The following is a 24665-nucleotide window of genomic DNA, read 5'->3' as shown; positions in this document are numbered from 1 at the left end:
TGTCGTGGATGCTTGAGGACATCGTGCAGAACGTGCCCCGGGCACGGCACGCAGTCCTGTTGTCCGCGGACGGCCTTCCTCGTGGGGCCACAGAGGGTATGGCCGAGAAGGAAGTGCGAACCATCTCCGCCGCCATGGCCGGGATGCAATCGCTGAGCCGGGCCACGGCCCACTTCGCAGGGCCGGAGAAGGAGCGGCAGTGGAGCCAGACGATCATCGAGTTCTCCCACGGATGGAGCTTTCTGATCGGGGCGGGACAGGGTGCCTACCTGGCCGCGGCAGCGGCACCCGATGTGGACATGCAGCAGATCTCCTTCCGCATGCACCGCCTCGTCGCCCGGCTGGGAAACAACCTCACCTCGCCCCCCAGGGTCGAGGCCGGGGGTGACGCCGGGACACGGAACACCGGGACGGTCCGGCGCGGGGGCACGGGCGACACAGGTTTCGTGCTCTCCGATCTCGACCGAGTGATCTCCGAGGTGCAGGGCGCCCGTCACGCCGTGCTGCTGGGTGCCGACGGTCTGCCCCGCGGTGCGACCAGCGGGCTGGACCGGGACATGGCGGACACGATATCCGCGGCCATGACGGGTATCCACGCCTACAGCAGGGTCACCTCGCAGTTCGCGGGCGTCGAGGAGGACGCCGCGTGGCGGCAGACGGTCATCGAGTTCCAGCACGGCTGGATCTTCCTGATATCGGCAGGCACGGGCACCTTCCTCGCAGCCGCTGCCGAGCACGACTGCGACATCGAGGAGTTCACCACCCGCCTGCACGAGGTGATTCCGAAGCTGACCCCGCCTGTCGCGAGGGGGGAGGGAGTGGCTCATGTCTGACGACCCCGAGCAGGAACTGGAACTGACGTCCTCGTTAGTCCCTCTGTTCGTCATCACCAACGGACGCGCCCTGCCCCCGGACCACGAGTACGAGCACACCACGCTCGTCATGGCGTCACAGGACGCGTCGGCTGCGGCGCGCACCCTCTCCCCGGAAGCGGACCAGGTCGTTTCCCTGGTCACCGAGGGCTTCCTGTCCGTCGCCGAGGTAGCCGGCCATACGCACCTGCCGCTGGGCATCGTGCGCATTCTGCTGGCGCAGTTGGAGGAGGACAGCCTCATTCTCGTGAGGAGGCCGATACCTCGCGCCGAGCGTGTCGACAGAGAACTGGTCAGCGCCGTACTCGAAGGCCTGAAGAATCGATTCGGAGCGTAACGCGTGTACCTGGATCCAGACGTCTCCCACGCGGTGAAGATCCTCATAGTCGGGCATTTCGGAGTCGGCAAGACCACCTGCATCGGGAGTCTCTCCGAGATCGAACCGCTGCGGACCGAAGAGGAGATCACGGAGGCCAGCGAGGGATTCGACGACCTGTCGGGCACACCTCACAAGAAGACGACCACTGTGGCCATGGACTTCGGCCGCCTCTCCCTCAGCGACTCGCTGGTCCTCTATCTCTTCGGAACGCCCGGCCAGGAGCGTTTCAAGGAGATGTGGGAGGAGTTGTCGCGGGGTGCGCTCGGCGCGCTGGTCCTCGTGGACCCCGAGCGCCTGGACGAGTCCTTCCCCATCCTGGACCTGGTCGAGAGCTTCGGCCTGACGTACGCCATCGGCGTCAACCATTTCGAGGGGACCACGGACTACCCACTCGACGAAGTCCGCGAGGCACTGAACCTGACCGCCGACACTCCCGTCGCCCGATGCGACGTCCGCGACGAAAAGACCTCGGCACAGGCGCTCATCACCCTCGTCGAACACCTCATGTCCCAACTCGGCTAGGAGCGACCCACCATGCAGCAGCCAATCGACCCGCAGGAGATACCTCCCGGGTGCCCCGCTCACGAGAACGTCCGGCTGTACGGCCCCACGTTCGGAGCCGACCCCGACGGCCACTACGAGCACCTGCGTTCGTTCGGCATGAGCGCACCCGTCGACATTGCCCCGGACGTGGAGGTCGAGCTGGTCACCAGCTATGACGCCGCCCTCTATGTCCTGCAGAACCCCACTTCCTTCGTCCGGGACTCTCGCCGCTGGAACGCGCTCAACGAAGGCCGGGTACCGGCCGACAGCCCTGCCCTGCCGATGATGAGCCACCGCCCCAACGCGCTGTTCAGTGACGGTGCGGCACATGCCAGGCTCCGCCAGGCGGTCACCGACAGTCTCGCGACGGTCAACGAGCTCCAGCTCGTGAGGCAGACCCAGCAGTCCGCCGACTACCTGATCAGCCGCTTCAGCTCCGAGCCCCGCGGTCACGCGGAGCTGATGTCGGAGTACGCGCAGCCGTTGCCCCTGCTGGTCTTCAGCGATCTGTTCGGCTGCCCACCGGAGATCGGTGACCGCGTGATCGCCGGGATCAGCGGCATCTTCGAGGGCACCCCGGGTGCCGACGAGGTCCTGGGCCGGGCGCTCACGGAGCTGATCGCCATCAAACGGCGGCGCCCCGCCGCCGACCTGACGACGCGTCTGATGGAGCACCCGGCCCAGCTGAGCGACGAGGAGGTGCTGCACCAGCTCGTGACCCTGCTCTCCGGCGGCACCGCCCCCCTGACCGCCACGATCGGGAGCAGCAGTGCGCTGTACCTGGGTGAGGAGTGGCAGTCCGGGCTTCCGGTCGAGGACGCGGTGTCCCAGAGCCTCTGGAATTTCGCGCCGATCGCCAACTACGCGGCCCATTACCCGGTCCATGACGTCGAACTGGGCGGCAGGACGCTCCGGGCCAACGATCCCGTGCTGATCTCCTTCGCCGCGGCCAACACGGATCCCAAGCTGACCGAGCATCGCCGGCAGCTCAGCGCCAAGGCCCATCTCGCCTTCGGTGCGGGTCCGCACGCGTGTCCCGCCAAGGACCCGGCGTACATGATCGCGGTCACCGCGGTCGAGACCCTGCTGAACCGACTGCCGGACATCGAGATGCGCGTGCCGTTCAAGACACTCGCCTGGGCTCCGAGTCCGTGGAGCCGCTCGCTGGTGACCCTCCCGGTCCGGTTCACTCCTCGGTCCCAGCCTTCGTCCGCCGCAGGCCCCGCCCACGCGGAATCCGGCAGCGCGCCTCAGCAGGCCTCAGCCGTCGGACAGCCGTCCGGTTCGCAGACTTCCCAGGCCCAGAGCTCTGCGGCACCGCACAAGGGCGGTCTGTTCAGCCGCTTCCTGGCATGGACGAGAGGGGAGTGATTTTTGTTACCTCCTGATACCCCTGAGTTATTGGATGCTTCAACGATCTTGTGGGTATGCATGGCGGCTGGTTCTAGAAAGGAGCCGCCATCATGGGAGTCACCGCTACTCCGTCGTCCGACCGCAGGGCGTCCGCATCCCTCTTCTCGCGTCTGAGGACGGCGAAGGGACAGGAAAATCCCTTTCCGATCTACGAGGAGCTGCTCTCGAGGGGCGAGGTGGGCCCTGCTCCGTGGGGTGGGTCCTTCGTCACGGGCTTCGCCATGTGCGATCAGGTGCTACGCAGCCGCGACTGGCTGGAACCGGACAAACGCTGGCGTGAGCGGCAAGGATCAGGCACCCGCTGGAACGCCTCGTCCTCGCGGGAGATGAGCCACACGCTGGCCGCGCTCAATCCCCCCGATCACACACGGGCCCGCCGGGCGGCCGGCACGTTCGACCGGTCCACGGTGGAGCTGATCGGTCGGTCGGTGAGCCGGACGACCGATCAGCTCCTGAACACTCTGGCGGACCGGTTGCGGGACGGCGAGGCGGACTTCTGTGCCCTCGTGGGCGAGGAGTTGCCGGTCGCCACCATCGGTGACTGGCTCGGGCTGCCTCCCGCCGACTGGCCCCGTCTGCGGGAGCTGACCCACGACCAGGTCTTCACCCAGGAACTGCTGCCGTCGGCAAGCCAGCTTGCCGCATCGGACGCGGCCACGGCCGAACTGCGCTCCTACTTCACGAACCTGGTGAAGGACCGGCGCGCGCATCCCGGCGAGGACCCTGTGTCCCGTTGGATAGAATCCTGGGACGCGGTGGAACCCGACCGTGACAAGGCAGACGAAGCAGTCTACTTCCTGGTCCTGTTCGTGCTCCTGGCCGCCCTGGAAACCACGGCGACCCTCCTGACGACCATGACACTCCTGCTCGTCGAGAGTCCGGCACGGTGGGACCTGATCGCTGACCGACCCGATCTGGTCCCTTCCTTCGTGGAGGAGACACTGCGCTACGACCCTCCCACCCATGTCATCAGCAGGGTCGCTGCCGCGGACTGCGTTCTCGGCGACATGAGGATACGCAAGGACGAGATGGTACATCTCCTGGTGGGGGCTGCACATCGGGACCCCGCGAAGCATGAGGAACCAGACATGTTCGACCCCTTGCGCCCTCCGGCCCACCTCGCCTTCAGCGGCGGCATCCACTACTGCCTCGGCGCACCCCTCGCCCGGCTGGAGGCCCAGACCCTTCTCCGTAAACTCGTCCGCCGCCTGCCACGCCTCACCCTTGTGCGCCGCCCCTCGATGGCTGCCCGGGTCGCGTTCAGGCGCCCGCTGAACCTGGATGTCGCTCTCGCATGAACGAAACCACACGTACGATCACCGGCTCCTCGCACAAGGCGATACGTGTCGAGGAGGACGGGCCAGTACTCCATGTCCGTCTCAACCCCTGGGGGCAGGAGGACACCCTGACCGCCGTCGTCCTCGACGACCTTCAGCTCCTGCTGGACGATCTGCACGAACGCCCGGACATCCGCGTGCTGATCCTGTCGTCCATGGGTACGGACTTCTGCGTCGGCGCCGACCGCCACGAGTACCAGGTGGCTCTGGACTCGGATCCGACCGGTTCGGCGTTGCGGCGCATCGCGGACAAGGCCCAGCGGCTGTGCCAGGCGTTGGAGAACACCCACGCGGTGACCATCGCCCGGCTCCACGGCCGGGTGGTCGGTGCCGGGCTGGCGCTCGCCTCCTTCTGCGACCTGCGCGTGGGGGCGGACACCTGCCGTTTCCGCATGCCGGAGATCGGGATCGGACTGCCACCTGCCTGGGGGGGTGCGATGGGCCGCCTCGTCTCCGAAGCCGGTGCCGCACGGATCCGCGAACTCATGCTCACCTGTGACGTGTTCGACGCCGCCGCCGCTCATCGCCTCGGCCTCCTCCACAGGACCGCCCCCCTCGATGAACTGGACGAGGTCGTGAGCGCCTGGACGAGGCCCCTCGTCCGGCGTGCTCCCGAAGCCCTCGTACTGACCAAACGCATGCTGGCCGGCTACGCGCGGGCCGACCGTGCGACTGACGCCTCCCTGCTCGACTCCCACCTGCTGGCAGCCCACATCAGCCGGCAGTGATGACCGCGCCCCGTCCGGCATCCGGCGAGATCCGCGATCAGGTGACGTGTCACGCCCGGTACGCGGCGACGGGTGCGAGGAGACCTGGGTAGGAGGTACGTCCACGGAATACGGTCACGCAACCGCTTCAGCCCGGAGCATGCCGACACACAAGAGCGGCACGCTCCGGGCGACAAGTCCCCGGTCGCGCCACGAGGTCGACCGGGCCGCTGCGCGAGCACTGCCTCACCGCCCCGTCATGCGTGGAATCGGGGCCGGCTGTTCGCTCATCGGGGGCCCGGGCAGTCAGGATCCGCCCGCCGGACGCCACGGGCGCGCCTCGGCATCCTGGCGAACGGACGGGCCCACGTGGATCAGAGCTGGAACTCCCCAGGGGCCAGCCCCAGCGTCGTGCAGGCCTCGCGGAGGATCATGTGCTCGGGCTGGGAGAAAGTGCCGTCGGCACCGGCGATGACGATGCCGGTCTGGATGACGGCTCGGGCCTCGGTCGGCTTCTTCGCCGCCTTGACGATCTCCTGCATGGCGTCGGCCTTGCCCTGCTGGAAGTTGAAGGCCAGTTGGTCCACGTGCTTGTTGAAGCGCTGACGCAGCTGTTCCGCCGGGAAGTTCTGAAGCACCTCGTTGCCGAGGATCATCGATTCCACGTGCTGCCGCTCCGCGGGGTCCACGTGTCCGTCCGCGGCCGCGACCAACGCGCACATCGCCATGCTCGCGTCTCGGTAGGCGCCGCTCTTCAGCTCGGTCTTGAGGGAAGCCAGCTGCGTCTTCAGTGTGCTCACCAGTTGGGCACGCGACCCGCCGCCGGACCCCTGTCCTGCGCTTCGCCCGCCGGCCGCACCGCGCGTTCCCTGGGACTGCTGCAGCGTCCTGGCCTGATCCTTGAGCCGGTCCCACACTGCCATGGAGGTCACCTCGGTCTTCGTCTGAATAGTCGGTCACGAGCACGGGTGCTCAACGAACCAACGGCTCGCCCCGGGTAAAGGTTCCGCAAAGTGAGCGGGTGTCCCAGGAGCGGGACCCTGGCAGCGCCGGGCGGCAACCCCAGGGCGGGCCATGACCGGAACAGACGCTTCCGGCCTTCTGCCGAATCTGCCGGAAACGGCTCAAGGGCGGTATCGGAGCGGGTGATCGGCAGGCACCTCGGTCAGCACGATGCGGTGACCGTCCGGGTCCTGGAGCCACATCTCGATCAGCCCCCACGGCTCCCTGACCGGCGGCCGGAGGATGCGCGCCCCCTGTACGGTCAGCTCCTCGTACGCAGCCGCGCAATCGGCGACCTGCATCCAGAGGCGCAACGTCCCGGTGGGCGGTGTGTCCGAACGCCCCGACACCTCGAGGAATCCCCCGCCGAGGAAGTACACCGTTCCGCGGTCGGGGCCGGTGCCGAACTCCCTGTACACGGCCAGCCCGAGCATCCCTCCGTAGAAGTCGCGGGAGGCCTCCGGGTCGCCTGGCGTCAGCAATACCCTGCTGCTCAGTACATGCACCATGGTCCGACTTTACGGCGGTCCGGGCCGACCGACGACCCGCCCGGGCGCCCGGGCGCCCGTGTGTCCCGCTCCGCCCCGGTCAGGTCAGGTCAGGTCAGGTCAGGCCAGGCCAGGTCAGGTCAGTGAGCGATCGTGTCGATCAGCTCGCGGGCTCCCTGGCGCAGCAGGCTGACAGCGACAGAGGTTCCCAGAGTCGCGGGGTCGAGCGGGCCGGCCCACTCGTGTGCGTTGAGGACGGTCTTGCCGTCAGGGGTGAACACACAGGCCCGCAGAGAGAGGTCTCCGTTGCGGTGGGCAGTGGCGAAGCCGGCGATCGGGGAGTTGCAGTGCCCCTGGAGAACGTGGAGGAACATGCGCTCGGCCGTGATCTCCCGATGCGTACCGGGGTGGTTGAGAGGGCTCACGGCGCCGATGGTCGCCGTGTCGTCCTCGCGGCACTGCAGGGCGAGGACGCCCGCGCCGATCGGCGGGCACATCGCCTCCGGGGAAAGAACGTCACTGATGACCTCGGGGCGGCCGATGCGGTGGAGACCCGCCACGGCCAGAAGAATCGCGTCCGCCTCCCCCGCGGCGAGCTTCGCCAGTCGCCGGTTGGCGTTGCCGCGGAACGGCACACAGCGCACGTGAGGATGTGAGGCCGCGAGTTGCGCGCTCCGGCGAACGGACGAGGTGCCGACGCGCGCGCCGTCGGGGAGCTGGTCGAGCGTCAGCCCGTGCGGGTGGACGAGGGCGTCGCGGATGTCGTCGCGTCGGAGGAAGGCGGCGAAGGTCGTACCTGCGGGGAGCGGGCGGTCGGCGGGGACGTCCTTGACGCAGTGGACGGCCAGGTCCGCCTCCCCGGCGAGCAGGGCGGCGTCGACCTCCTTGGTGAAGGCCCCCTTCCCTTCGACCTTCGACAGATCGCCCATCCACTTGTCGCCCGTGGTCCTGACGGGGACGACCTCGGTGGCCGTGGCGGGGTGGAGGGCCGCCAATTCGGCCCTGACACGCTCCACCTGGGCGAGGGCCATGGGGGAGTCGCGCGAGACGATGCGGATCAGCTCAGGGGCGGACATGGATCCACGATAGCCCTCCGGACTTGAGCGGCACACGTCCGACGCGGACCGGCCGGCCCGTTCAGGAACCCCGATCACGAAGGTTCAGGCTGACGGCTACCGTCGATTTCCGGCCACGTTGTCGTACTACCGCACATGTACGGTGCATAGACACGCCCCTCCGGCGGTGGCATGACAACAAGCCTACGAGCAGGCAGTGTTGTCGCCCCACTACCTAGGCGCACTCGTACCAGCAGGTGCAGGTACCGGCCGTGCACCCCCTCAGCCCTCACCTCGTGTGGCCGATTCGATGCCCTGCGGGCTTGCCTCACTCCCCCGAGGGCTGTCAGCCGCTCCGCGAGATCCTTAGCATGACCAGTCACGGACGCCGATTCACTCTGTTTGAGCCGCGAGGGGCCGGATGCGCAACGGGGACACTTCCATTCCGAAGAACATCGACGTGAACGTGCCGAGCGTCGCGCGGATGTACGACTACTACCTGGGCGGCAAGGACAACTACCCTGCCGATCGCGTGGCCTGTGAACAGCTCCTCGAACGCGTGCCGAGCACCAAGGTCCTGGCGGTGAACAACCGGAGGTTCCTGCGGCGCGTCGTACGCCACCTCGCGTCCGAACACGGCATCCGCCAGTTCATCGACCACGGATCCGGCCTGCCCACCCAGGACAACGTCCATCAGGTCGCCCAGCTCGTGGATCCCGGGGCCCGGGTCATCTACATAGACAACGACCCCATCGTTCTGGCGCACGGCAAGGCCATACTGGAGGAGAACGACAGGACCGCGGTCATCCAGGCGGACATGCGGGACACCGAGGGGATCTTCGGCCATCCGGAGGTGACCCGGCTCATCGACCTCGGGGAGCCGGTGGCCGCCCTGTTCGTATCCGTGCTGCACTGCATTCCGGACGAGGACGATCCGGCCGGCCTGGTGCGCCGGGTGGCCGCCAAACTGGCTCCGGGAAGTTTCCTCGTGGTGTGCCAGCTCGTGAGCGAGGACGCGGCGACCCGGGACTTCGTCACGGACTTCATGGCGAAGAGCACCGGCAATCAGTGGGGGCGCGTACGCCGGCCCGCCGAGGTGCACGGCTTCCTCGAGGACCTCGACGTCCTGGAACCGGGTCTGGTGGAGGTGTCGACGTGGCGGCCGGATTCCGATCTGGCGCCGAAGCAGGAGACCCATGAGTGGATCGAGTACGGCGGTGTCGGCCGCACGTCGTGACGCCGGTGCGGCGGCAGGGCGACGGTGGCGGGGCGGGCACTCAGCTGTAACGCTCGAGTGCCTGTCTCAACACCTCCCTGCTCTCGGCCGGGCTCGGCGACTGAGCGCTGAGGGAGTCGAGGATCCATCGGTACTCGTCCGTGCTCTCCTGCTTGTTCACGGAGGTGGCGTTGGTCAGGTGCTCGATGTACGCGACGTCGGGCAGCCCCTCCATCGCGAAGCGCATGTACGTGATGCCGTTGCCCGGAGACGTGTGAGCGGTCACCTCGAAGGGGGCCACCTGCACGATCACATGAGGCAGTTCCGTCATCTCCAGCAGATGGACGAGCTGATCACGCATCACGCGGGTGCCGCCCGTCGGGCGCATCAGCACCGCCTCGTCCAGCGGGACCCAGAGCTTCGGGGCATCGCGCCGTGCCAGCAACTGCTGCCGTCTGAGCCTCAGTTCGACGCGGCGCCGGGTGACCTCCTCCGACTCCAGGGCGTGACCGGAACGCACCACCGCATAGGCGTAGTCGGCGGTCTGCAGCAGCCCCGGGACGTAATGCCCCTCGTACGTACGGATGGAAGCGGCGGCCTCCTCCAGCCCCACCAGGGGCTCGAACCAGTCCGGCAGTACGTCGGCGTAGTTGCGCCACCATCCGCGCCGCCCCGACCTGCGTACCAGCTCGAGGAACTCGGCGGTCCTGACCGGGTCGGTCACGCCGTAGAGAGCGAGGAGATCAGCGGCGTCGCGCTCCTTGCACGGTGAGTGCCCCGTTTCCATCCGGCTGATCTTCGCCGTCGAGCACCGGATCCGGTCGGCGGCGGCCTCGGGGCTGAGGTCCGCCTCTCCGCGCATCCGCCGCAGCTGCGCGCCCAGAACGAGGCGTAGCGCTGTGGGACTTGTCCCCGCGGCCAGGGCGAGCGTCGGCCTCCGTGACGGCTGAAGCGGTTCGATGCCGGGCATGCGGACTCCTGAGGACGGGCGTCTTGACGCCAGTGTGCCATCAGGAGCCCCCGGAGGGCCCGGCCGATGCGAGAACGCCGTACCTTTTCAGCCCCTCCTGCCGCGCGTTCAGCCGGTCATGGTGTCGAAGTCACCGTCCCTGACGCCCGCGAGGAACGCGCGCACCTCGTCCGCCGTGTACACGAGGGCAGGGCCTTCCGGAAACCTGGAGTTGCGTACGGCCACCGCGCCGCCCGGGAGCAGCGCCATCTCGACGCAGTTCCCGCTGGGGTTGCTGTGATGGCTCTTCCTCCACTCCACACCCGTCAGGGAGTTGGCGGGAACGCCGTTGTCGATGTGCTGCATGCGGTCCATTCCTTTCGTCGCTCCGTCACCTCCTGGCGTGCGGCCAGGAGCCCGCGCCGGGTGAACTGGTGTCCCCACCTGACACCCATGGGTGCAATTCCGGATGCAATTGCACCGAGTGCGCGGTCGGCGAGGATACTAGTGGCCGTCCGGCCCCACGAACCGGCTTTCAGCGGAAGGTGATCAGCGCTCATGCAGGCGGAGCACGCACGACGTGACGGAGCACCAGCTCGCTTGCCGGGTCCGGCCGACGGCGGCGGTGCGGACCCGCACATGGAGCTGGCGCGGGATCTCGGCATCGACGCCCCGGGATTCACCACGCGCCGTGTGAGCGCGGGGCCGGAGAGCCTGCGGCAGGCGCGGGCGTTCGTCCGCGACGCGCTGGATCGCTGGGGTCTGCGCTCCTGTGCGGACGATGTCACCCTCGTCGCGGACGAGCTGGTGAGCAACGCGGTCTGTCACGGGTTGCATCCGACCGCGCAGCACCCCGCGCGGTCACCGGCTCGGCTCGGTCTCGCCCGTCAGGACGGAACGTTGGTCTGCGCGGTGAACGACCCGAGCCCCGAAGTGCCCGTGCTGCGCGCTTCGGACGAGTCGCTCGAGCGCGGCCGGGGCCTGCGCATCATCGACGCGCTGAGCAGTTCCTGGGGCTGGTCGTGTCCCACCGGGGCCGGAAAGACCGTCTGGGCCAGAGTGCCTCTCCTCCGGAGCTCAGGGGTCTACAGTCCGGCCAGTGCCGTCCACGCCTCCGCCAGCAGCGCATGCCCGAGCGGGGTCGGGTGCACTCCGTCGCCGGCGATGTACTCGGCGCCGCCCGCGGTGCGCGCCGCCTGGTTGAGCAGGCCGTCCGCGGCCAGCAGTGCCGCGCCGAACTCCTCGGCCAGTCGGCGGACCGTCTGAATCCTCGGGTCGAGATCTTCTCGCCAGGCCCACTGCTCTTCCCTCACCGGCACGAGGAAGGGCTCGACGAGGATCAGCTGGGCGTCCAGCTCGTCCCGGACCTGCGCGAGGATGGCGCGGTAGTCGCTCTCGTACGCACACGCCGAGGTGACCGTGCCCGAGTCGTATCGGCGCCAGGTGTCGTTCACGCCGATCAGGACCGACACCACGTCCGGTTCGAGCTCCAGGGCGTCCGCCCGCCAGCGAGCTCGCAGATGCGATACGCCATCTCCGCTGACACCCCGGTTGACGAACCTGATGCCGCAGTCAGGTCGCGCGGACCGCACACGTTCGGCGACGATCCGCGCGTAGCCATGACCCAGCGGACTGTCCGGTTCCGCCAGCCGTCCCACATCGGTGATGCTGTCGCCCTGGAACAGGACGGTCGCTGAGCGGTGCAGGGTGATGGTCACGCGGTGCTCCGAACGGTGAGGGACCAGGTACGCAGGACAAGACCCTGCCCACAAAGACCCAGCATGATCCGGACCAGGCCTGCAGGGCCCGGCATGATCCGGACCAGGCCCTCAACGGGCGGAGGCCGGTGCGCGCACGGCGCTGAAGTCGAGCGCGCTCTCCACCTCCAGCAGGGTCTCTTCGGCCACCCGCCGCACCTCGGCCGGAACATCGCCCTGCTCCTCCACCAGACCGGCGTAGATCGGCGCGTCGGATGCCTCTGCGAAACTCACGTGAAACTGCCTATCGATCGGTTATGCCCGCCAATCAGCGGAAACGGGAGCCGAGTGTACGCGTTCCCCTCCGGCCGCCGGAGAGCGGACCCGGGGAACGAGCCGCACCGCCCGAAACCTGGAGCTGCGGGTTCGGCTCCCGCCTGTCCCGCCCCGCCGGGCGGCCTACGGAAGCCGGCGGGGCGGGACAGGAGCCGACGGGGGCCGGGTCCCGCTATTCGATGACGAGCTCGACGTCGATGTTGCCGCGCGTGGCCTTGGAGTAGGGGCAGTACGCGTGCGTCGCCTCCACCAGACGCCGGCCGGTCTCCCCCTCGAGCGCCTCGGGCAGCTCGACGCGCATGACGACCGCGAGGCCGAAGCCCGAATCGTCCTTGCCGATCGAGACCTCGGCGGTCACGGAGACGTCCTTGGTGTCGACCTTCATCTCGCGGGCGACGGAGCTCATCGCGCTGGCGAAGCAGGCGGCGTATCCGGCGGCGAACAACTGCTCGGGATTGGTCCCCTCTCCGTTCCCCCCGAGAGCCGGCGGGAGGGCGAGCGGGAGATCGATCCGTCCGTCGGAGCTGACCGCCCGGCCTTCGCGGCCGTTGGCGGTGGCGGCAGCGGTGTACAGCGCGTCCATGGGATGACCTTCTCTCGTTCGACGGTGACCGTGGCCCGGCCACACCCATGACAGTGGCACACAATTCAGTTGCACACAACTAAATGACGGTCGCGGGTTACCCTGGACCCATGACACCACCACCGAGCCCTGTCCCCGACCCGGACGACCTGCCGGACACCGAGCTGCTCAAGCTGGACCACCAGGTCTGCTTCTCGCTGCAGGCGGCCTCGCGCGCGTTCGGCGGTGTCTACCGGGAAGCACTCAGGGACCTCGGCCTCACGTACCCGCAGTACCTCACGATGATGGTCCTGTGGGAACAGGGCCCGCTCCCCATCAAGACGATCGGCCGACGGCTCCACCTGGACTCCGGCACCCTGTCGCCACTGCTGAAGAGGCTGGAGTCGGCCGGTCTCATCAGGCGCGAGCGCAGCGCGGAGGACGAGCGTTCGGTCCTGGTTCACCTCACGGAGGCCGGATCGGCACTGCGTGAGCGTGCTCTTCCCGTCCCCCGCTCGGTCCTCAGGGCTACGGGACTGTCGGTCCAGGAGGTTCTGGCCCTGCAGGAGACCCTGGGACGGCTCACCACCTCCCTCGGCCGGGCCGGCTGACCCGACCGGCGTCACCGGACCGGTGGCCGCCGTACAGCGCTCGCAGGAGTTCCGGTGTCGAAATATGATGCAGGAACCATCGCAACGCGGAGCGGCCCATGAACCGGCGTCGAACTCCCCGGTCCGCCAGCGCCGAGGACGTGCTCAGCACCTTGCAGCATCTGACCGCCCGGGCCCGGCAGGAGGTGGAGCTGCATCAGGCCCACGTCGAACTGGCGCAGGCCCTGCAGCGAAAGATGCTGCCGGCGACGCTGCCCGCCTTTCCGGGACTGCAGACCGCCGCTCGCTACGCCCCCGCGCGCGACGGGCTGGACATCGGCGGCGACTGGTACGACGCCTTCCTGCTGCCGGACGGATCACTGGGCCTGGCCATCGGGGACGTCCAGGGGCATGACGTCGAAGCCGCCTCCTTCATGGGCCAGATCCGGATCGCCATGCGTGCCATCGCCAGTTCGGCCGCAGACCCCGGCGACGTGCTGGGACGCACGAACGACCTGATCCTTTCGATGGATTCCACCCTCTTCGCGACATGCTCGTTCCTCCGGCTGGATCCGCGGACCAGGGAACTCCGTAGCGCCCGCGCGGGTCATGTCGCCTCGGTGTGGGCCACGGCCGACGGCCGCTCGGGCATCACGGCCGACGCCGGCGGCCTCCCGCTGGGCATCGAGGCGCGACAGCATTACCCCGTGACCAGGCGCGACCTCGATGCCGAGGGCGCCTTCGTCCTGCTCACCGACGGAGTCATCGAGGGGCCCTCCTTGTCGATCGACGACGGTCTGGACCGGATCAGGCGTCTGGTGAGAGCCCACGCCCGCGCCGGCGCCGAGGAACTGGCCGACCTGGTGCTCCAGGCCGCGGTCCTCACAGGACACGAGGACGACGCGGCCGTTCTCGTCCTGCGCCACGGCGACGCGCCCCCGGAGCCCGGGTGAGCACGACCCTGCCGCGCGTGTCACGTCGGTCCGCCGTCGTGAGCGGTGTCTTATGAGATGCGTGATCCGCAGCGAGGAAACCAGACGCCGAGCCGTGCTCGTTCTGCAGATGCTGGGCGTCGCCGCTGCCTATTACGCATCCGGACGGCTGGGGCTGCTCAGGCCGGTGGAGGTGGGGACCTCGGTCGTCACGCCACTGTGGCCGCCCTCCGGGATCGCCGTGGCGTCGCTGCTCCACCTGGGTCTGCGGATCTGGCCAGGGATCGCCCTCGGTGCCCTGGTCATGATCATCTCGATGAGCGACGGGCTCACCCCCTGGGGCCTCGTCGTCGCGGCGGGCAGCGCGCTCGCGCCGCTGTGCTCCTTCCTCGCGCTGCGCGCGGTCGGGTTCCGCAAAGAGCTGGACCGGCTGCGGGACGGCGTCGTGCTGGTGTTTCTGGGGGCCATGGGGGGCATGCTGATCAGCGCCACGGTGGGCACCGGGGTTCAGATACTGAGCGGCGCGCTTCCCGCCGCTCAGTTCTGGCAGGTCTGGTCGGCGTGGTGGGCGGGAGACGCCATGGGAGTACTGATGGTCACGCCGCTGGTGCTCGTCCTCCGCAGGGCGCGCATGCCCGGACCGGACGACCGGTGGACGGAGGCGGTGGCACTCGCGGTGGTCGCGCTGGGGACGGCGGTAGTCGCGACGAGGAGCCCGCTGTCCATGCTCTACATCGTCTTCCCGGTGCTCGTCTGGGCCGCACTCCGCTTCCAGCTCGCCGGCAGCGCTCCGTGCGCTTTCCTCATGTCGGTCATGGCCATCGTCGCCGGTACCGACCAGGCCGGGCCGTTCGCCGATCACACGGTGCTGGAGATCATGCTCAACCTGAGCGTCCTCAACGGCTGCGTCGCACTCACCGCGCTCCTGCTGGCGGCCATCGTCACCGAGCACAACAACATCCGCCATGAGACGGAGGTGGCATGCGAGGAGCTGGCCGCTCTCGTGGAGGAACTCACGCCGGGCTCCGAGCCCGGGGGTGCGTCCCACGGGCCCCCGGGCAGGCGGAAACCGTTCTGAGAGGCCGCGCCTCAGCCGGTACGCGGGAAGTGATGCGCCAGAAAGTCGTTGCGGAACGTGCCGCTCGGGTCGAGTCGTTCGGTCAGCCGCTCGAAATCGGCGTACTGGCCGTACAGATCCCGAAGAGTGCCGGGCGGGGTGGTGAAGACCTTGCCCCAGTGCGGCCTGGCCCCGAACGGGGCCAGAGCCTCCTCGATGGCCCTGAGGGCGGGAACCACCGCTGCGGTGTCCGGCACCCAGGTGAAGTGGAAGGCCACGGAGTCCCGCCCCTGGGCCGGGCTGAGCCACAGGTCGTCGGCCGCCACGGTACGGATCTCCCCGATCTGGAGCAGCGGCGCGAACTCCTGCCGGATCCGGTCGAGGGCCTCGTAGGCCGCCACGGCGTCGTGCCGGGAGACGAAGTACTCCGACTGCAGTTCCTCCCCGTTGCTCGGGGTGAATTCGAGGCGGAAGTGGGGCAGCCTCGCATGCCACGGCCCGGGGGCACCCTGCTGCTCCGTGCAGTGCTCCGCCGCCACACCGGGGACCGGGTGCCGCGGTCCCTCGGCGAGTTCCGCGCCGTGCCACCGGTGGGCGGCGCTGCGGGGGCCGTCGGCCCCGACACGCTCCTTGAGCCACACCTGGTCGACCGGCCCCCCGTGCCACCCGGTGAACACGCTCACGCTGTAGGCCGCGGACATCACCTCGTCGAACCGGGCGAGCATCTGCTCCTGCGGGAGCGCCTCGTAGACCCACTGCTGGACCTCGAAGGCGGGGACGAGGTCCAGGGTCAGCCGGGTCACGACGCCCAGCGCGCCCAGTGACACCACCGCACCGTCGAAGCCGGCGTCCCCCCGCTCCAGTGACACGATGTCACCGTCCGCGGTGACGAGCTCCAGCGCCCTGACGGCCCCCGCCAGGGAGCGGTTCCCCACGCCCGAGCCGTGGGTGCCGGTGGCGCAAGCCCCGGCGACGGAGATGTGGGGCAGCGAGCCGAGGTTGTGCAGCGCGAACCCGCTCCGGTGCAGGGTCGTGTTCAGCTCGCCGAATCGCAGCCCGGCACTCACCGTCGCGGTACGGGCCTGCTGATCGATCTCGACGGCGCGGGGCAGGCCCGCGACGGATATCAGGGTGCCGTGGGTGTCGGCGACGGTGTTGAAGGAGTGGCCGGTGCCGAGCGCTCTGACAGCCGTTCCGGCGGACACGAGGTCCTGGAGCTCGGCGACGGTGGTGGGGGTGTGCACCTGCTTCGCACCGAACGTGATGTTGCCGGCCCAGTTCGTCCGGCGAGGGGACGGGGCGCGCGCAGAATGATCGATCATGTCTGAGGAGCTTACGCTTCGCTCGTCCTCGGGCGCGTGGAACGCCCCGCGCCGGGCCACCCGGGACGGCGTCAGTAGGGCAGGGGTCGTCCGGACGGCGTTCGCAGGTCCAGCGGGGGCGGCCCCGTGGGGGGCTGCGGACGACGGACGATCCGGATGCGGCCCACGGCCACCACCTCCTCCTGGTAACGGGGTTCTGCCCACCCTGGCGCCCTTCACACGTCCCGTGCCTGCCCGGGCAGTCCGGCGGCGCTCGCGGATGCGGACCCGGCGATGTGCGGTGACCCTGGAGGAGCGGGGGAAGCCGAGGCGAGGAGGATCCTCATGTCCGCTCTGGACAAGATCAAGAAGATGCTGAAGGGCCACGAGGACCAGGCCGGAAAGGGCATCGACAAGGCCGGAGACATGATCGACGACCGGACACAGGGCAAGTACAGCAAGCACGTCGACACCGGTCAGGACAGGCTCAAGCAGCAGTTCGGCGACCGCGGCCCGGACGACCCTCCCCGCCGCTGAACACGCCCTTGCACACGCCTCTGAAAGCGGACACACGTCGGCCCGCCGTCTGACATCCGTCCGGGAGCGCCGGGTCCCGTCGCGGCTCACGCCGCTGCCGGGTCCGGCGCTCCACGAGCTCCGGCCCGGGAACGAGTATCGAACCCGTGCCCGGATTCCTGTTATCGTCCCCGCCGCACAGCGTCTCCCGAGTGTGGGAAGTGACGGAACAGGATCCCGGAAGAGTGAGCACAGCATGGGCGAGACACGCGAAGCGGCGTTGATCAAGGCCGCGCGGAAGGGCGACCCGGAGGCGCGGGACCAGCTCGTCGCGTCCTATCTGCCGCTGGTCTACAACATCGTCGGCCGGGCCCTGAACGGCCACGCCGATGTGGACGACGTGGTCCAGGAGAGTGTGCTGCGTATGCTCCGTGGCCTGCCCACGCTGCGCAGCCCGATGAGCTTCCGGTCCTGGTTCGTGGCCATCGTCATGAACGAGATCCGCGGGCACTGGCGCGAGCGCACGGGGGAGATGTCCGCGGACCGGATGGACGACGGCTATGACGTCGTCGACCCCGCCGCCGACTTCGTCGAACTGACGATCGTCCGGCTCGGGCTGACGGGGCAGCGCCGAGAGGCTGCCGAGGCCACTCGGTGGCTCGACGACGACGACCGCGAGCTCGTGTCGCTGTGGTGGCTGGAGACCGCGGGCGAACTGTCCCGCGCGGAGGTCGCGAGCGCCCTCGATCTGTCCCCCCAGCACACCGCTGTGCGGGTCCAGCGGATGAAGGAGCGCCTCGATGCTGCCCGGGTGGTGGTGCGTGCCCTGGCGGCGAGCCCGCGTTGCGTCCTGCTCGAGGATCTGACCGTCCGGTGGGACGGGGTGCCGTCCGCACTGTGGCGCAAGCGACTGGTGCGTCACGCACGTGAGTGCACGGTGTGTGTGGGTCACCGGACGGGCCTCGTCCCGGCGGAGGGTCTGCTGGTGGGCCTGGGGCTCGTGCCCGTTGCGGCCGGCGCCGGTGCTCCGGCGACGGAACTCCTGCCGACGGCGTACGCGTCCACGGTCGTCACCGTATCCGGTCCCGGTCCCGGTCGCGCCGAGCGTCGACGCGACGGCGTCAGGCGCCGGCGCCGCGCCACGGTCGTGGCCGGACTCGCGGCGGTCGCGCTGCTGGGGGGCGGCGGCACCGCGGTACACCTTTCCACGGACGACGCGGACGAGGATCTCGCGACCTCCATGGCTCCGCTCACCGGCCCGTCGGCACCGCTGACCACTCCGCCGTACCGGTCCACTTCCCCTTCCTCCGCGTCGCCTTCCCCTTCCTCCGCGTCGGCGTCCCCTTCGTCCTCGTCGCCGTCGGCGACCGCGACGAGGACCGGGAGCGCCAAGGCCACTCCGGAGAAGGCACCGAGGCCCCCCGAGCCGTCCTCCGAGCCGGCTCCCGCGCCGAAGACGTCGTCGGCCCCTTCGGTGGCCGAGGAGGTCATCGCCCTGGTCAACAACGAGCGGGCCGAGGAGGGCTGCGGTGCGGTGAGCGGCAACGGCCTGCTGGCGAAGGCGGCGTCCCGTCATTCCGCGGACATGGCGGCGCGGGACTACTTCTCCCACACCTCGCAGGACGGCACGGACCCCGGCGCGCGCATCACCGCGGCCGGATACCGGTGGAGTACCTACGGAGAGAACATAGCGAAGGGCCAGCCGACCGCCGCGGCGGTGATGGACTCCTGGATGAACAGTTCCGGTCACCGGGCGAACATCCTGAACTGCGCCTTCAAGGAGATCGGGATCGGCAGGGTGGACTCGCCCGGCGGCCCCGTGTGGACCCAGAACTTCGCCACCGCCCTCTGATCACCGCGCTTCGGAGGACCGTCATACGGCGGAAACGAGGGGGTAGCACTCCCCGCACGTGAGGGATCTACGCTGGGCCCGAGCCCAGGCCGATGGTGTCCGCAGGCGACACGCCTTCCACCCGCGGACAGGAGCACGGTGCCCCCACCCTCTCTTCTTGCCACTCGGCTCCCCCCTTGGCTCGCCCATGTGCTGCGCACCCAGCGCGGGCCGGTCCCCTGGAACGCGGTGCTGCGCGGGGCACTGGCCGCCGTGCCGTTGCTGGTGGCGGTACTCGCCGAGCGGCCGACCGCCGGGGTCCCCGCCGCCCTCGGCGCGATGCTGGCCGGGATCAACGACCGGCCCGGCAGCCGTCGTGCCGCGGTCGCCCGGCTCGGCTTTCCTGCCCTGGCCGGATCGGCCGGTCTGCTGTTCGGCACCCTGACCGCGGCGGTGGTGGGCAGTGGGCGGTCCATGATCGTCCTGCCGCTCCTCTTCGGGCTGTTGGGTCTGGTCGCGGGAGCGGTCAGTTCGACGGGGCCCGTCGCGTCCGCGTGTGGCACACAGGTGCTGGTGACGGCCGTGGTCGGGGCCGGCATGCCGCTTCCTGAGCCCGGCCCCGTGCGCGCCCTGCTGTTCCTGGCCGGTGAGGGATGGCTCCTGCTGCTCCGGCTGGTCGTGCCGTCGCCGGGCCTGCTCGGCGGCGGCCCGTACCGGCTCGACGGGGAGCGGGAGGCGGTCGCCGCGGTGTACGACGCCGTGGCGCGGCTCCTGCACTCCGCGGGCGGCCCGCAGGCACTCGCCGGGCGCGTGGCGCTGAGTGCGGCGCTCGACCAGGCGCAGGATGCTCTGGCCGGGCCCCGGCTGCGGCGCTGCGCGAGCTCCGCGGCGGAGCGTCGGCTGCACGCGCGGTACGCCGCGGCGTACCCGCTGGCCGAGGCCGCGACCGCGCTGGCATGGGCCGGGGTCCCGCTCTCCGGCAGGGTCGCGGAGGGCCCCCGCCGGCTGGCGGCGGCGGTGCGGACCGGCGGTCCCTGTGGGCCGCTTCCTGCCCCCGCCCGAAGGGATGCCGGGCTGCGGGCTCTGGACGACGCCTTGCTACGGGCCGCGGCGGTCTTCGACCGCCCGACCGGGGCGCCGCCGGGCATGGACAAGCGGCCCTCGTACGTCGCCGTCCTCCGCGGGGCGTGGAGTGCGGCGGGGCGTGAGTACGGTCTTCGGGTCGCGGCGTGCTGCGCGACGAGCACGGCCGTGGCGCAGTGGCTGCACCATGACCACTGGTACTGGCTGCCCGCGACCACCGTGTTCCTCGTGAAGCCCGATCTCGGGCCGCTGGCCTCCCGGGTGGTGTGCAGGGCGGTGGGGACCGTGGCGGGCGCCGTGGTGTTCGGTGCTGTGACCGTGTCGGTGTCCGGGCCTCACCCGCTGGTCGCGACGGTGGCGCTCTGCGGTGCGCTCCTCCCGGTCGCCACCCGTCACTTCGCGGTGCAGACGGCGGTGGTCACCGTACTGGTGCTGTCCCTCGTCCTGCTGGGCGGTGAACCGTCCGCCTCCTGGGCGCGGGTGGTCGAGTCCCTGCTCGCCTGTGCGACGGTGCTGCTGGTCGGGCACCTCCCCCTGCCGGGCCGGCGGGGCCACACCGTGCGGGCAGCTCTCGACACGGCGGTGGGCGCGGCATACCGCTACCTGGGACACGTTCTGGACACCCCCGAGGACCGCACCGGGAGGGCGGCGCTGCGGCGCGACGCCTACCGGTCACTGGCGGCGGCACGTACGGCTATCGACCTGTCAGCAGCCGAACTTCCTTCGGTGGCACGGCAATCCGCCGGGTCCGAGGGTGTCGCGGGTGCGGTGGAGCGGCTCATCGACACCACGACGGCGTGCGCCGTGCAGTGGGACCACCCGGCCGCCGGACCGCCCCCGTCGCACGCCGGGCTCCTCGCCTCGCAGCTCTCCGAGCTCGACCGGGTGGTGCCGGCCCGTCCCGGCCCGGCGCGGCCGGCCGGGTTCCGAGACGCCGTGCTCTTCTGTTCGGTACGCCACCGAGCGCCGGGGCCTGGACGCGGGCCAGGCGCCCGACGCGGGGGTCAGCGGCCCATCAGTGCCAGGGCGGCGCAGGTGCCGCCCATCGTTCCGGCGGTCAGGACGGACACCGCCACACAGCGCCTTCTGAGCCGGTCGTAGCGTGCGGTGTACTCGCCCCGGAGTTCCACGGCGCGGCCGGCGATCCTGGTGAGTGTCTCCCGGCAGGCCTCGACCCGGTCCGCGACGTAGACGCGCTCGACGTCCTCGCGCTGAGCGGTGGTCAGCCAGGGCAGGGCGTCGGTGAAGAGGCGGGCCCGCCGTCGCGCCTCTTCGACCTCTGCGTTCCAGAGCAGGTAGCCCTCCACCTGGGCCAGGCCCCGGGCGCTCTCCTTGTCCGGCTCCAACGGTCCTCCTCTCCTCGGCCCGTCTCCCCCGGGCTCTACAGCTGCTTGTCCCCAGGGGCGACGGTGACGGACTCGTGAGGACGGTTCGCCTCCTCCTCGAGGGCACGGATCGAGGGATGGTGCAGGTCGAACGCCGGCGATTCGGAGCGAATACGCGGAAGCGTCAGGAAGTTGTGCCGGGGCGGCGGGCAGGACGTCGCCCATTCGAGCGAACGGCCGTAGCCCCAGGGGTCGTCGACCTCGATCTTCTTGCCGTACTTGGCGGTCTTCCAGACGTTGTACATGAACGGGAGCATCGACAGTCCGAGCACGAACGAGGAGATCGACGAGATCATGTTCAGGCCGGTGAAGCCGTCGGCGGCGAGGTAGTCCGGGTAACGGCGCGGCATTCCCTCGGCACCCAGCCAGTGCTGCACCAGGAACGTGCCGTGGAAACCGACGAAAAGCGTCCAGAAGGTCATCTTCCCGAGCCGCTCGTCCAGCATCTTGCCGGTGAACTTCGGCCACCAGAAGTGGAATCCGGCGAACATCGCGAAGACCACGGTGCCGAAGACGACGTAGTGGAAGTGCGCGACGACGAAATAGGAGTCCGAGACGTGGAAGTCCAGCGGTGGGGAGGCAAGGATCACGCCGGTCAGACCACCGAAGAGGAAGGTCACCAGGAAGCCGACCGACCAGAGCATCGGTGTCTCGAAGGACAACGACCCCTTCCACATCGTGCCGATCCAGTTGAAGAACTTCACACCGGTGGGCACCGCGATGAGGAAGGTCATGAAGGAGAAGAACGGCAGGAGCACGCCGCCGGTGACATACATGTGGTGCGCCCACACCGTCACCGAGAGGCCGGCGATGGCGATCGTCGCGGCGATGAGGCCGACATAACCGAAGATCGGCTTGCGGCTGAACACCGGAATGATCTCGGAGACGATCCCGAAGAACGGCAGAGCGATGATGTACACCTCTGGATGGCCGAAGAACCAGAAGAGGTGCTGCCAGAGCAGTGCGCCGCCATTGGACGCGTCGAAGATGTGCGCGCCGAATTTCCGGTCGACCTCCAGCGCGAAGAGCGCGGCGGCGAGGACCGGGAAGGCCAGCAGGACCAGGACACCGGTCAGCAGGACGTTCCAGGTGAAGATCGGCATGCGGAACATCGTCATGCCGGGGGCGCGCATGCAGATGATCGTGGTGATGAAGTTGACCGAACCGAGGATCGTGCCGAAGCCGGAGAAGGCCAGACCCATGATCCACAGGTCCGCGCCGACACCCGGCGAACGTACCGAGTCGGTGAGCGGGGTGTAGGCGAACCATCCGAAGTCGGCCGCACCCTGCGGGGTGAGGAAGCCGGCCACGGCGATGAGCGAGCCGAAGAGGTACAGCCAGTACGCGAACATGTTCAGCCGCGGGAACGCCACGTCGGGGGCGCCGATCTGCAGCGGCATGATCCAGTTCGCGAAGCCGGCGAAGAGCGGTGTCGCGAACATCAGCAGCATGATCGTGCCGTGCATCGTGAACGCCTGGTTGAACTGCTCGTTCGAGATGATCTGGTTGCCCGGACGGGCCAGTTCGGCGCGCATGACGAGCGCCAGGACGCCACCGATGATGAAGAAGGCGAACGAGGTGATCAGGTACATCGTGCCGATCGTCTTGTGGTCGGTGGTCGTGAGCCACCTGATGACCACGTTCCCCGGCTGCCGACGCCGTACAGGCAGTTCGTCCTGATAGGCGGCATCGGCTTCCGCCGATACTGCGGGACCCCTCGTCGTCACTGCGGCACTCCTTCGGTCGACGGCCGGTTGCGGTTCGGCGACCAGGATGGACTCCCCGCGGTAGTGCTGCAGGTCATCTCCGTGCGCACTGCACCAGTGGCTGGCAAAGGACACTCCACTGGCCGATGGTCATGACGTCCGTGTTGACGCGCGAGCCGCGTCCTCAGGAACGCCGCGCGCCCTCAGGTGCGGCCCAGTCGCGCATCGCCTGGCGTGAGGAGAAGTCCGCGACGTTCCTGTCGAGCGGGTCGTCGGTGTACTGGTGGATGCGCCAGGCCGCTTCGATCCGCGGTGCGGCCGGCTTGCCGTAGTCGGCGATCCAGAGTCCGTCACCGGCGTACGAGCTCGTGTCGTGGTTGATCCAGAAGGTGCGGTTGCAGTACAGCAGCACACGGTGATGCGGCCTCAGCTCTTTCACCTCGCGGATGAACCGGTCCTTGTCCGCGTTGCTCGCGCGCGTCCCCTCACCCGTCTGCTCCCAGTCGACAGCGAGGACGTCCCCCTCTCGCTCCGGTGTCTTCTCGAGGAAGTACTCGGCCTGCTCCTTCGCGTGTCCGGGCCAGAGGAAGTGGTAGAAGCCGATGACGCATTCGGCGTCCCTGGCGCGCTTCACCTGGCTCTTCAGCCTCGGATTGACGTAGGAGCGGCCTTCGGTCGCCTTGACGAAGACGAAGTCCAGGCCGTGTGTGTCGTAGTCCGTCTGGTAGGCACTGACGTCGATGCCGTGCAGCACGGGCACCACCTCCAAGTGGGGCACTGCGGTTCCGTTTCTTTCCCTCCGATACGTTCCCGCCAAGCGCTCGCCCATCCGTCGCTCGGGTGCTGAACCGATTCGGCACGCCCGGAATAGCACGGGTCCGGGTGGGGTTGGTGATCCGGCGAGACCCTTTCACTCCAGGCACTCGGCATCGGAAGGTCGGATCCATGAAGATCGGCATCATCGGGGCAGGCAACATCGGCGGCAACCTCGCCCGGCGGCTCACCGCGTTGGGCCACGACGTGTCCATCGCGAACTCCCGCGGGCCGGAGACACTCGAGGCACTGGCCGAGGAAACGGGTGCCACACCGGTCACGTCGGCCGAGGCGGCACGGGGAGCACGGATCGTGGTGGTGACCGTTCCCCTGAAGGCGGTGCCGGACCTGCCCTCGGGCATTCTCGACGGCGCTGCGGACGATGTCGCCGTCATCGACACGGGCAACTACTACCCGCAGCAGCGCGACGGACGCATCTCCGCCATCGAGGACGGGCTCACCGAGAGCCGGTGGACCGAGCAGCAGATCGGGCATCCGGTGATCAAGGCCTTCAACGGCACCTACGCCCAGGACATCCTGGACAAGGGTCTCCCCCACGGCACACCGGGCCGGCAGGCCCTCCCGGTCGCCGGCGACGACGCGGCGGCCAAGCAGGCGGTCCGGGATCTGATCGACGAGTTGGGATTCGACTCCGTCGACGCCGGCGGAATCGACGAGTCATGGCGCCAGCAGCCGGGCACACCCGTGTACGGGAACCGCGGCGACGCCGACACCGTCGCGAAGGCTCTGGCGGAGGCCTCCCCGGAACGCACCGCCGAGTGGCGCGCCTGACCACAGGGGGAGGTCGCAGTGTCCCGGGCCCTGCCCGGGCCCCCCCGGCGGGCCCGCCCCCCCCCGCGCAAGGGGCAGGACACCCCCGCTAAAACAAACAAAA

General features: G+C 69.3%; 27 protein-coding genes and 1 pseudogene. 15 read left to right on the top strand and 13 right to left on the bottom strand.

Features of this window, described 5'->3' with window-relative positions; all coding sequences use genetic code 11:
• Positions 1–8: 8 nt before the first annotated feature.
• The 6 genes from ABT001_RS24630 (at position 9) to ABT001_RS24605 (ending at position 5272) form a co-directional block, all read left to right on the top strand.
• Positions 9–833, top strand: a complete 825-nt coding sequence (locus ABT001_RS24630; protein ID WP_351281469.1) for a roadblock/LC7 domain-containing protein — start codon at positions 9–11, stop codon at positions 831–833.
• Complete coding sequence (locus ABT001_RS24625; RefSeq protein WP_351281329.1) at positions 826–1209, top strand: DUF742 domain-containing protein; 384 nt, start codon at positions 826–828, stop codon at positions 1207–1209. Before ABT001_RS24630 ends, ABT001_RS24625 begins: the two co-directional genes overlap by 8 nt.
• 3 nt (positions 1210–1212) lie before the next feature.
• Positions 1213–1773 (top strand): GTP-binding protein, encoded by a 561-nt coding sequence (locus ABT001_RS24620; RefSeq protein ID WP_351281326.1) that lies wholly within the window; start codon positions 1213–1215, stop codon positions 1771–1773.
• A 12-nt stretch (positions 1774–1785) separates the two neighbouring features.
• Positions 1786–3165: a cytochrome P450 family protein gene (locus tag ABT001_RS24615; protein ID WP_351281324.1), complete on the top strand. Its 1380-nt coding sequence runs from the start codon at positions 1786–1788 to the stop codon at positions 3163–3165.
• A gap of 92 nt (positions 3166–3257) precedes the next feature.
• Positions 3258–4505 (top strand): cytochrome P450, encoded by a 1248-nt coding sequence (locus tag ABT001_RS24610; RefSeq protein ID WP_351281322.1) that lies wholly within the window; start codon positions 3258–3260, stop codon positions 4503–4505.
• On the top strand, positions 4502–5272 hold the full coding sequence (locus tag ABT001_RS24605) for an enoyl-CoA hydratase/isomerase family protein (protein WP_351281320.1): 771 nt from the start codon (positions 4502–4504) through the stop codon (positions 5270–5272). The genes ABT001_RS24610 and ABT001_RS24605 overlap by 4 nt, the downstream gene beginning before the upstream one ends.
• A gap of 353 nt (positions 5273–5625) precedes the next feature.
• On the opposite strand, the gene ABT001_RS24600 is transcribed toward ABT001_RS24605, so the two are convergent.
• The 3 genes from ABT001_RS24600 to hemC form a co-directional block, all read right to left on the bottom strand.
• Positions 5626–6174 carry a tellurite resistance TerB family protein gene (locus tag ABT001_RS24600; RefSeq protein ID WP_351281317.1) on the bottom strand — a complete coding sequence of 183 codons (549 nt, stop codon included), beginning with the start codon at positions 6172–6174 and terminating at the stop codon, positions 5626–5628.
• A 201-nt stretch (positions 6175–6375) separates the two neighbouring features.
• Positions 6376–6762, bottom strand: a complete 387-nt coding sequence (locus tag ABT001_RS24595; RefSeq protein WP_351281314.1) for a VOC family protein — start codon at positions 6760–6762, stop codon at positions 6376–6378.
• Positions 6763–6881: 119 nt separating this feature from the next.
• The gene (gene hemC, locus ABT001_RS24590; protein WP_351281312.1) at positions 6882–7817 is read right to left on the bottom strand and encodes a hydroxymethylbilane synthase; all 936 of its coding nucleotides are present in this window, start codon (positions 7815–7817) and stop codon (positions 6882–6884) included.
• 400 nt (positions 7818–8217) lie between these two features.
• On the opposite strand from hemC, the gene ABT001_RS24585 reads away from it, so the two are divergent.
• On the top strand, positions 8218–9033 hold the full coding sequence (locus tag ABT001_RS24585) for an SAM-dependent methyltransferase (RefSeq protein ID WP_351281309.1): 816 nt from the start codon (positions 8218–8220) through the stop codon (positions 9031–9033).
• 40 nt (positions 9034–9073) lie between these two features.
• Here ABT001_RS24585 and ABT001_RS24580 read toward each other — a convergent pair whose 3' ends face one another.
• From ABT001_RS24580 to ABT001_RS24570, 3 genes are all read right to left on the bottom strand, one after another.
• On the bottom strand, positions 9074–9982 hold the full coding sequence (locus ABT001_RS24580) for a helix-turn-helix domain-containing protein (protein WP_351281307.1): 909 nt from the start codon (positions 9980–9982) through the stop codon (positions 9074–9076).
• 108 nt (positions 9983–10090) lie between these two features.
• Positions 10091–10327 carry a DUF397 domain-containing protein gene (locus ABT001_RS24575; protein ID WP_351281305.1) on the bottom strand — a complete coding sequence of 79 codons (237 nt, stop codon included), beginning with the start codon at positions 10325–10327 and terminating at the stop codon, positions 10091–10093.
• 183 nt (positions 10328–10510) lie between these two features.
• Positions 10511–10789 (bottom strand): hypothetical protein, encoded by a 279-nt coding sequence (locus ABT001_RS24570; protein ID WP_351281482.1) that lies wholly within the window; start codon positions 10787–10789, stop codon positions 10511–10513.
• Here ABT001_RS24570 and ABT001_RS24565 point away from each other — a divergent pair.
• A pseudogene (locus ABT001_RS24565) lies at positions 10676–10960 on the top strand (ATP-binding protein); the annotation flags it as partial. The gene ABT001_RS24570 and the pseudogene ABT001_RS24565 sit on opposite strands and share 114 nt — an antisense overlap.
• An 86-nt stretch (positions 10961–11046) precedes the next feature.
• On the opposite strand, the gene ABT001_RS24560 reads toward ABT001_RS24565, so the two are convergent.
• The 3 genes from ABT001_RS24560 to ABT001_RS24550 all read right to left on the bottom strand — a co-directional run bounded on the left by ABT001_RS24560 (position 11047) and on the right by ABT001_RS24550 (position 12577).
• Positions 11047–11679 carry an SGNH/GDSL hydrolase family protein gene (locus ABT001_RS24560; RefSeq protein WP_351281303.1) on the bottom strand — a complete coding sequence of 211 codons (633 nt, stop codon included), beginning with the start codon at positions 11677–11679 and terminating at the stop codon, positions 11047–11049.
• A 111-nt stretch (positions 11680–11790) separates the two neighbouring features.
• Positions 11791–11952, bottom strand: coding sequence for a hypothetical protein (locus ABT001_RS24555; RefSeq protein ID WP_351281301.1), 162 nt, complete (start codon positions 11950–11952; stop codon positions 11791–11793).
• Positions 11953–12166: 214 nt separating this feature from the next.
• On the bottom strand, positions 12167–12577 hold the full coding sequence (locus tag ABT001_RS24550) for an organic hydroperoxide resistance protein (protein WP_351281298.1): 411 nt from the start codon (positions 12575–12577) through the stop codon (positions 12167–12169).
• A gap of 110 nt (positions 12578–12687) precedes the next feature.
• Between ABT001_RS24550 and ABT001_RS24545 the strand changes: the two genes are divergently transcribed.
• From ABT001_RS24545 to ABT001_RS24535, 3 genes are all read left to right on the top strand, one after another.
• Positions 12688–13167 carry a MarR family winged helix-turn-helix transcriptional regulator gene (locus ABT001_RS24545; protein WP_351281295.1) on the top strand — a complete coding sequence of 160 codons (480 nt, stop codon included), beginning with the start codon at positions 12688–12690 and terminating at the stop codon, positions 13165–13167.
• Between the two features lie 98 nt (positions 13168–13265).
• Positions 13266–14099 carry a PP2C family protein-serine/threonine phosphatase gene (locus ABT001_RS24540; protein WP_351281292.1) on the top strand — a complete coding sequence of 278 codons (834 nt, stop codon included), beginning with the start codon at positions 13266–13268 and terminating at the stop codon, positions 14097–14099.
• Between the two features lie 61 nt (positions 14100–14160).
• Positions 14161–15156, top strand: a complete 996-nt coding sequence (locus tag ABT001_RS24535; protein ID WP_351281290.1) for an MASE1 domain-containing protein — start codon at positions 14161–14163, stop codon at positions 15154–15156.
• Between the two features lie 11 nt (positions 15157–15167).
• Here ABT001_RS24535 and ABT001_RS24530 read toward each other — a convergent pair whose 3' ends face one another.
• Positions 15168–16457 carry an FAD-binding protein gene (locus ABT001_RS24530; protein WP_351281287.1) on the bottom strand — a complete coding sequence of 430 codons (1290 nt, stop codon included), beginning with the start codon at positions 16455–16457 and terminating at the stop codon, positions 15168–15170.
• A 324-nt stretch (positions 16458–16781) separates the two neighbouring features.
• Here ABT001_RS24530 and ABT001_RS24525 point away from each other — a divergent pair, with 324 nt between their 5' ends.
• The 3 genes from ABT001_RS24525 (at position 16782) to ABT001_RS24515 (ending at position 20967) form a co-directional block, all read left to right on the top strand.
• A complete protein-coding gene (locus ABT001_RS24525; RefSeq protein ID WP_351281285.1) occupies positions 16782–16973 on the top strand; it encodes an antitoxin in 192 nt (63 codons plus the stop codon).
• Positions 16974–17208: 235 nt separating this feature from the next.
• Positions 17209–18804 carry a sigma-70 family RNA polymerase sigma factor gene (locus ABT001_RS24520; protein WP_351281282.1) on the top strand — a complete coding sequence of 532 codons (1596 nt, stop codon included), beginning with the start codon at positions 17209–17211 and terminating at the stop codon, positions 18802–18804.
• A 189-nt stretch (positions 18805–18993) separates the two neighbouring features.
• Entirely contained in the window at positions 18994–20967 is a 1974-nt protein-coding gene (locus ABT001_RS24515) for an FUSC family protein (protein WP_351281280.1), read from the top strand.
• Here the strand turns inward: ABT001_RS24515 and ABT001_RS24510 are convergent.
• The 3 genes from ABT001_RS24510 to ABT001_RS24500 all read right to left on the bottom strand — a co-directional run bounded on the left by ABT001_RS24510 (position 20871) and on the right by ABT001_RS24500 (position 23711).
• Positions 20871–21212 (bottom strand): hypothetical protein, encoded by a 342-nt coding sequence (locus ABT001_RS24510; RefSeq protein ID WP_351281277.1) that lies wholly within the window; start codon positions 21210–21212, stop codon positions 20871–20873. The two genes, ABT001_RS24515 and ABT001_RS24510, sit on opposite strands and share 97 nt — an antisense overlap.
• A 35-nt stretch (positions 21213–21247) precedes the next feature.
• Positions 21248–22978 carry an aa3-type cytochrome oxidase subunit I gene (ctaD, locus tag ABT001_RS24505; protein ID WP_351281275.1) on the bottom strand — a complete coding sequence of 577 codons (1731 nt, stop codon included), beginning with the start codon at positions 22976–22978 and terminating at the stop codon, positions 21248–21250.
• Positions 22979–23141: 163 nt separating this feature from the next.
• Positions 23142–23711, bottom strand: coding sequence for a GH25 family lysozyme (locus tag ABT001_RS24500; RefSeq protein WP_351281466.1), 570 nt, complete (start codon positions 23709–23711; stop codon positions 23142–23144).
• Positions 23712–23851: 140 nt separating this feature from the next.
• On the opposite strand from ABT001_RS24500, the gene ABT001_RS24495 reads away from it, so the two are divergent.
• Positions 23852–24562, top strand: a complete 711-nt coding sequence (locus ABT001_RS24495) for an NADPH-dependent F420 reductase (protein WP_351281463.1) — start codon at positions 23852–23854, stop codon at positions 24560–24562.
• Positions 24563–24665: the final 103 nt, after the last annotated feature.

It is taken from the genome of Streptomyces sp. NPDC002793 (genome assembly GCF_040295485.1).
In the GTDB taxonomy this organism is placed as follows: Bacteria; Actinomycetota; Actinomycetes; order Streptomycetales; family Streptomycetaceae; genus Streptomyces.
Note: the sequence above shows the minus strand (reverse complement) of the source record. Positions and strands in the feature narration are given on the sequence as shown.

What these genes read in the sequence shown, in the direction of transcription:
- ABT001_RS24630 (WP_351281469.1), top strand. Translation starts at nt 9, where the DNA reads ATGCTTGAGGACATCGTGCAGAACGTGCCCCGGGCACGGCACGCAGTC.
- ABT001_RS24625 (WP_351281329.1), top strand. Translation starts at nt 826, where the DNA reads ATGTCTGACGACCCCGAGCAGGAACTGGAACTGACGTCCTCGTTAGTC.
- ABT001_RS24615 (WP_351281324.1), top strand. Translation starts at nt 1,786, where the DNA reads ATGCAGCAGCCAATCGACCCGCAGGAGATACCTCCCGGGTGCCCCGCT.
- ABT001_RS24610 (WP_351281322.1), top strand. Translation starts at nt 3,258, where the DNA reads ATGGGAGTCACCGCTACTCCGTCGTCCGACCGCAGGGCGTCCGCATCC.
- ABT001_RS24605 (WP_351281320.1), top strand. Translation starts at nt 4,502, where the DNA reads ATGAACGAAACCACACGTACGATCACCGGCTCCTCGCACAAGGCGATA.
- ABT001_RS24600 (WP_351281317.1), bottom strand. Translation starts at nt 6,174, where the DNA reads ATGGCAGTGTGGGACCGGCTCAAGGATCAGGCCAGGACGCTGCAGCAG.
- ABT001_RS24595 (WP_351281314.1), bottom strand. Translation starts at nt 6,762, where the DNA reads ATGGTGCATGTACTGAGCAGCAGGGTATTGCTGACGCCAGGCGACCCG.
- hemC (WP_351281312.1), bottom strand. Translation starts at nt 7,817, where the DNA reads ATGTCCGCCCCTGAGCTGATCCGCATCGTCTCGCGCGACTCCCCCATG.
- ABT001_RS24585 (WP_351281309.1), top strand. Translation starts at nt 8,218, where the DNA reads ATGCGCAACGGGGACACTTCCATTCCGAAGAACATCGACGTGAACGTG.
- ABT001_RS24580 (WP_351281307.1), bottom strand. Translation starts at nt 9,982, where the DNA reads ATGCCCGGCATCGAACCGCTTCAGCCGTCACGGAGGCCGACGCTCGCC.
- ABT001_RS24575 (WP_351281305.1), bottom strand. Translation starts at nt 10,327, where the DNA reads ATGCAGCACATCGACAACGGCGTTCCCGCCAACTCCCTGACGGGTGTG.
- ABT001_RS24550 (WP_351281298.1), bottom strand. Translation starts at nt 12,577, where the DNA reads ATGGACGCGCTGTACACCGCTGCCGCCACCGCCAACGGCCGCGAAGGC.
- ABT001_RS24545 (WP_351281295.1), top strand. Translation starts at nt 12,688, where the DNA reads ATGACACCACCACCGAGCCCTGTCCCCGACCCGGACGACCTGCCGGAC.
- ABT001_RS24540 (WP_351281292.1), top strand. Translation starts at nt 13,266, where the DNA reads ATGAACCGGCGTCGAACTCCCCGGTCCGCCAGCGCCGAGGACGTGCTC.
- ABT001_RS24530 (WP_351281287.1), bottom strand. Translation starts at nt 16,457, where the DNA reads ATGATCGATCATTCTGCGCGCGCCCCGTCCCCTCGCCGGACGAACTGG.
- ABT001_RS24525 (WP_351281285.1), top strand. Translation starts at nt 16,782, where the DNA reads ATGTCCGCTCTGGACAAGATCAAGAAGATGCTGAAGGGCCACGAGGAC.
- ABT001_RS24520 (WP_351281282.1), top strand. Translation starts at nt 17,209, where the DNA reads ATGGGCGAGACACGCGAAGCGGCGTTGATCAAGGCCGCGCGGAAGGGC.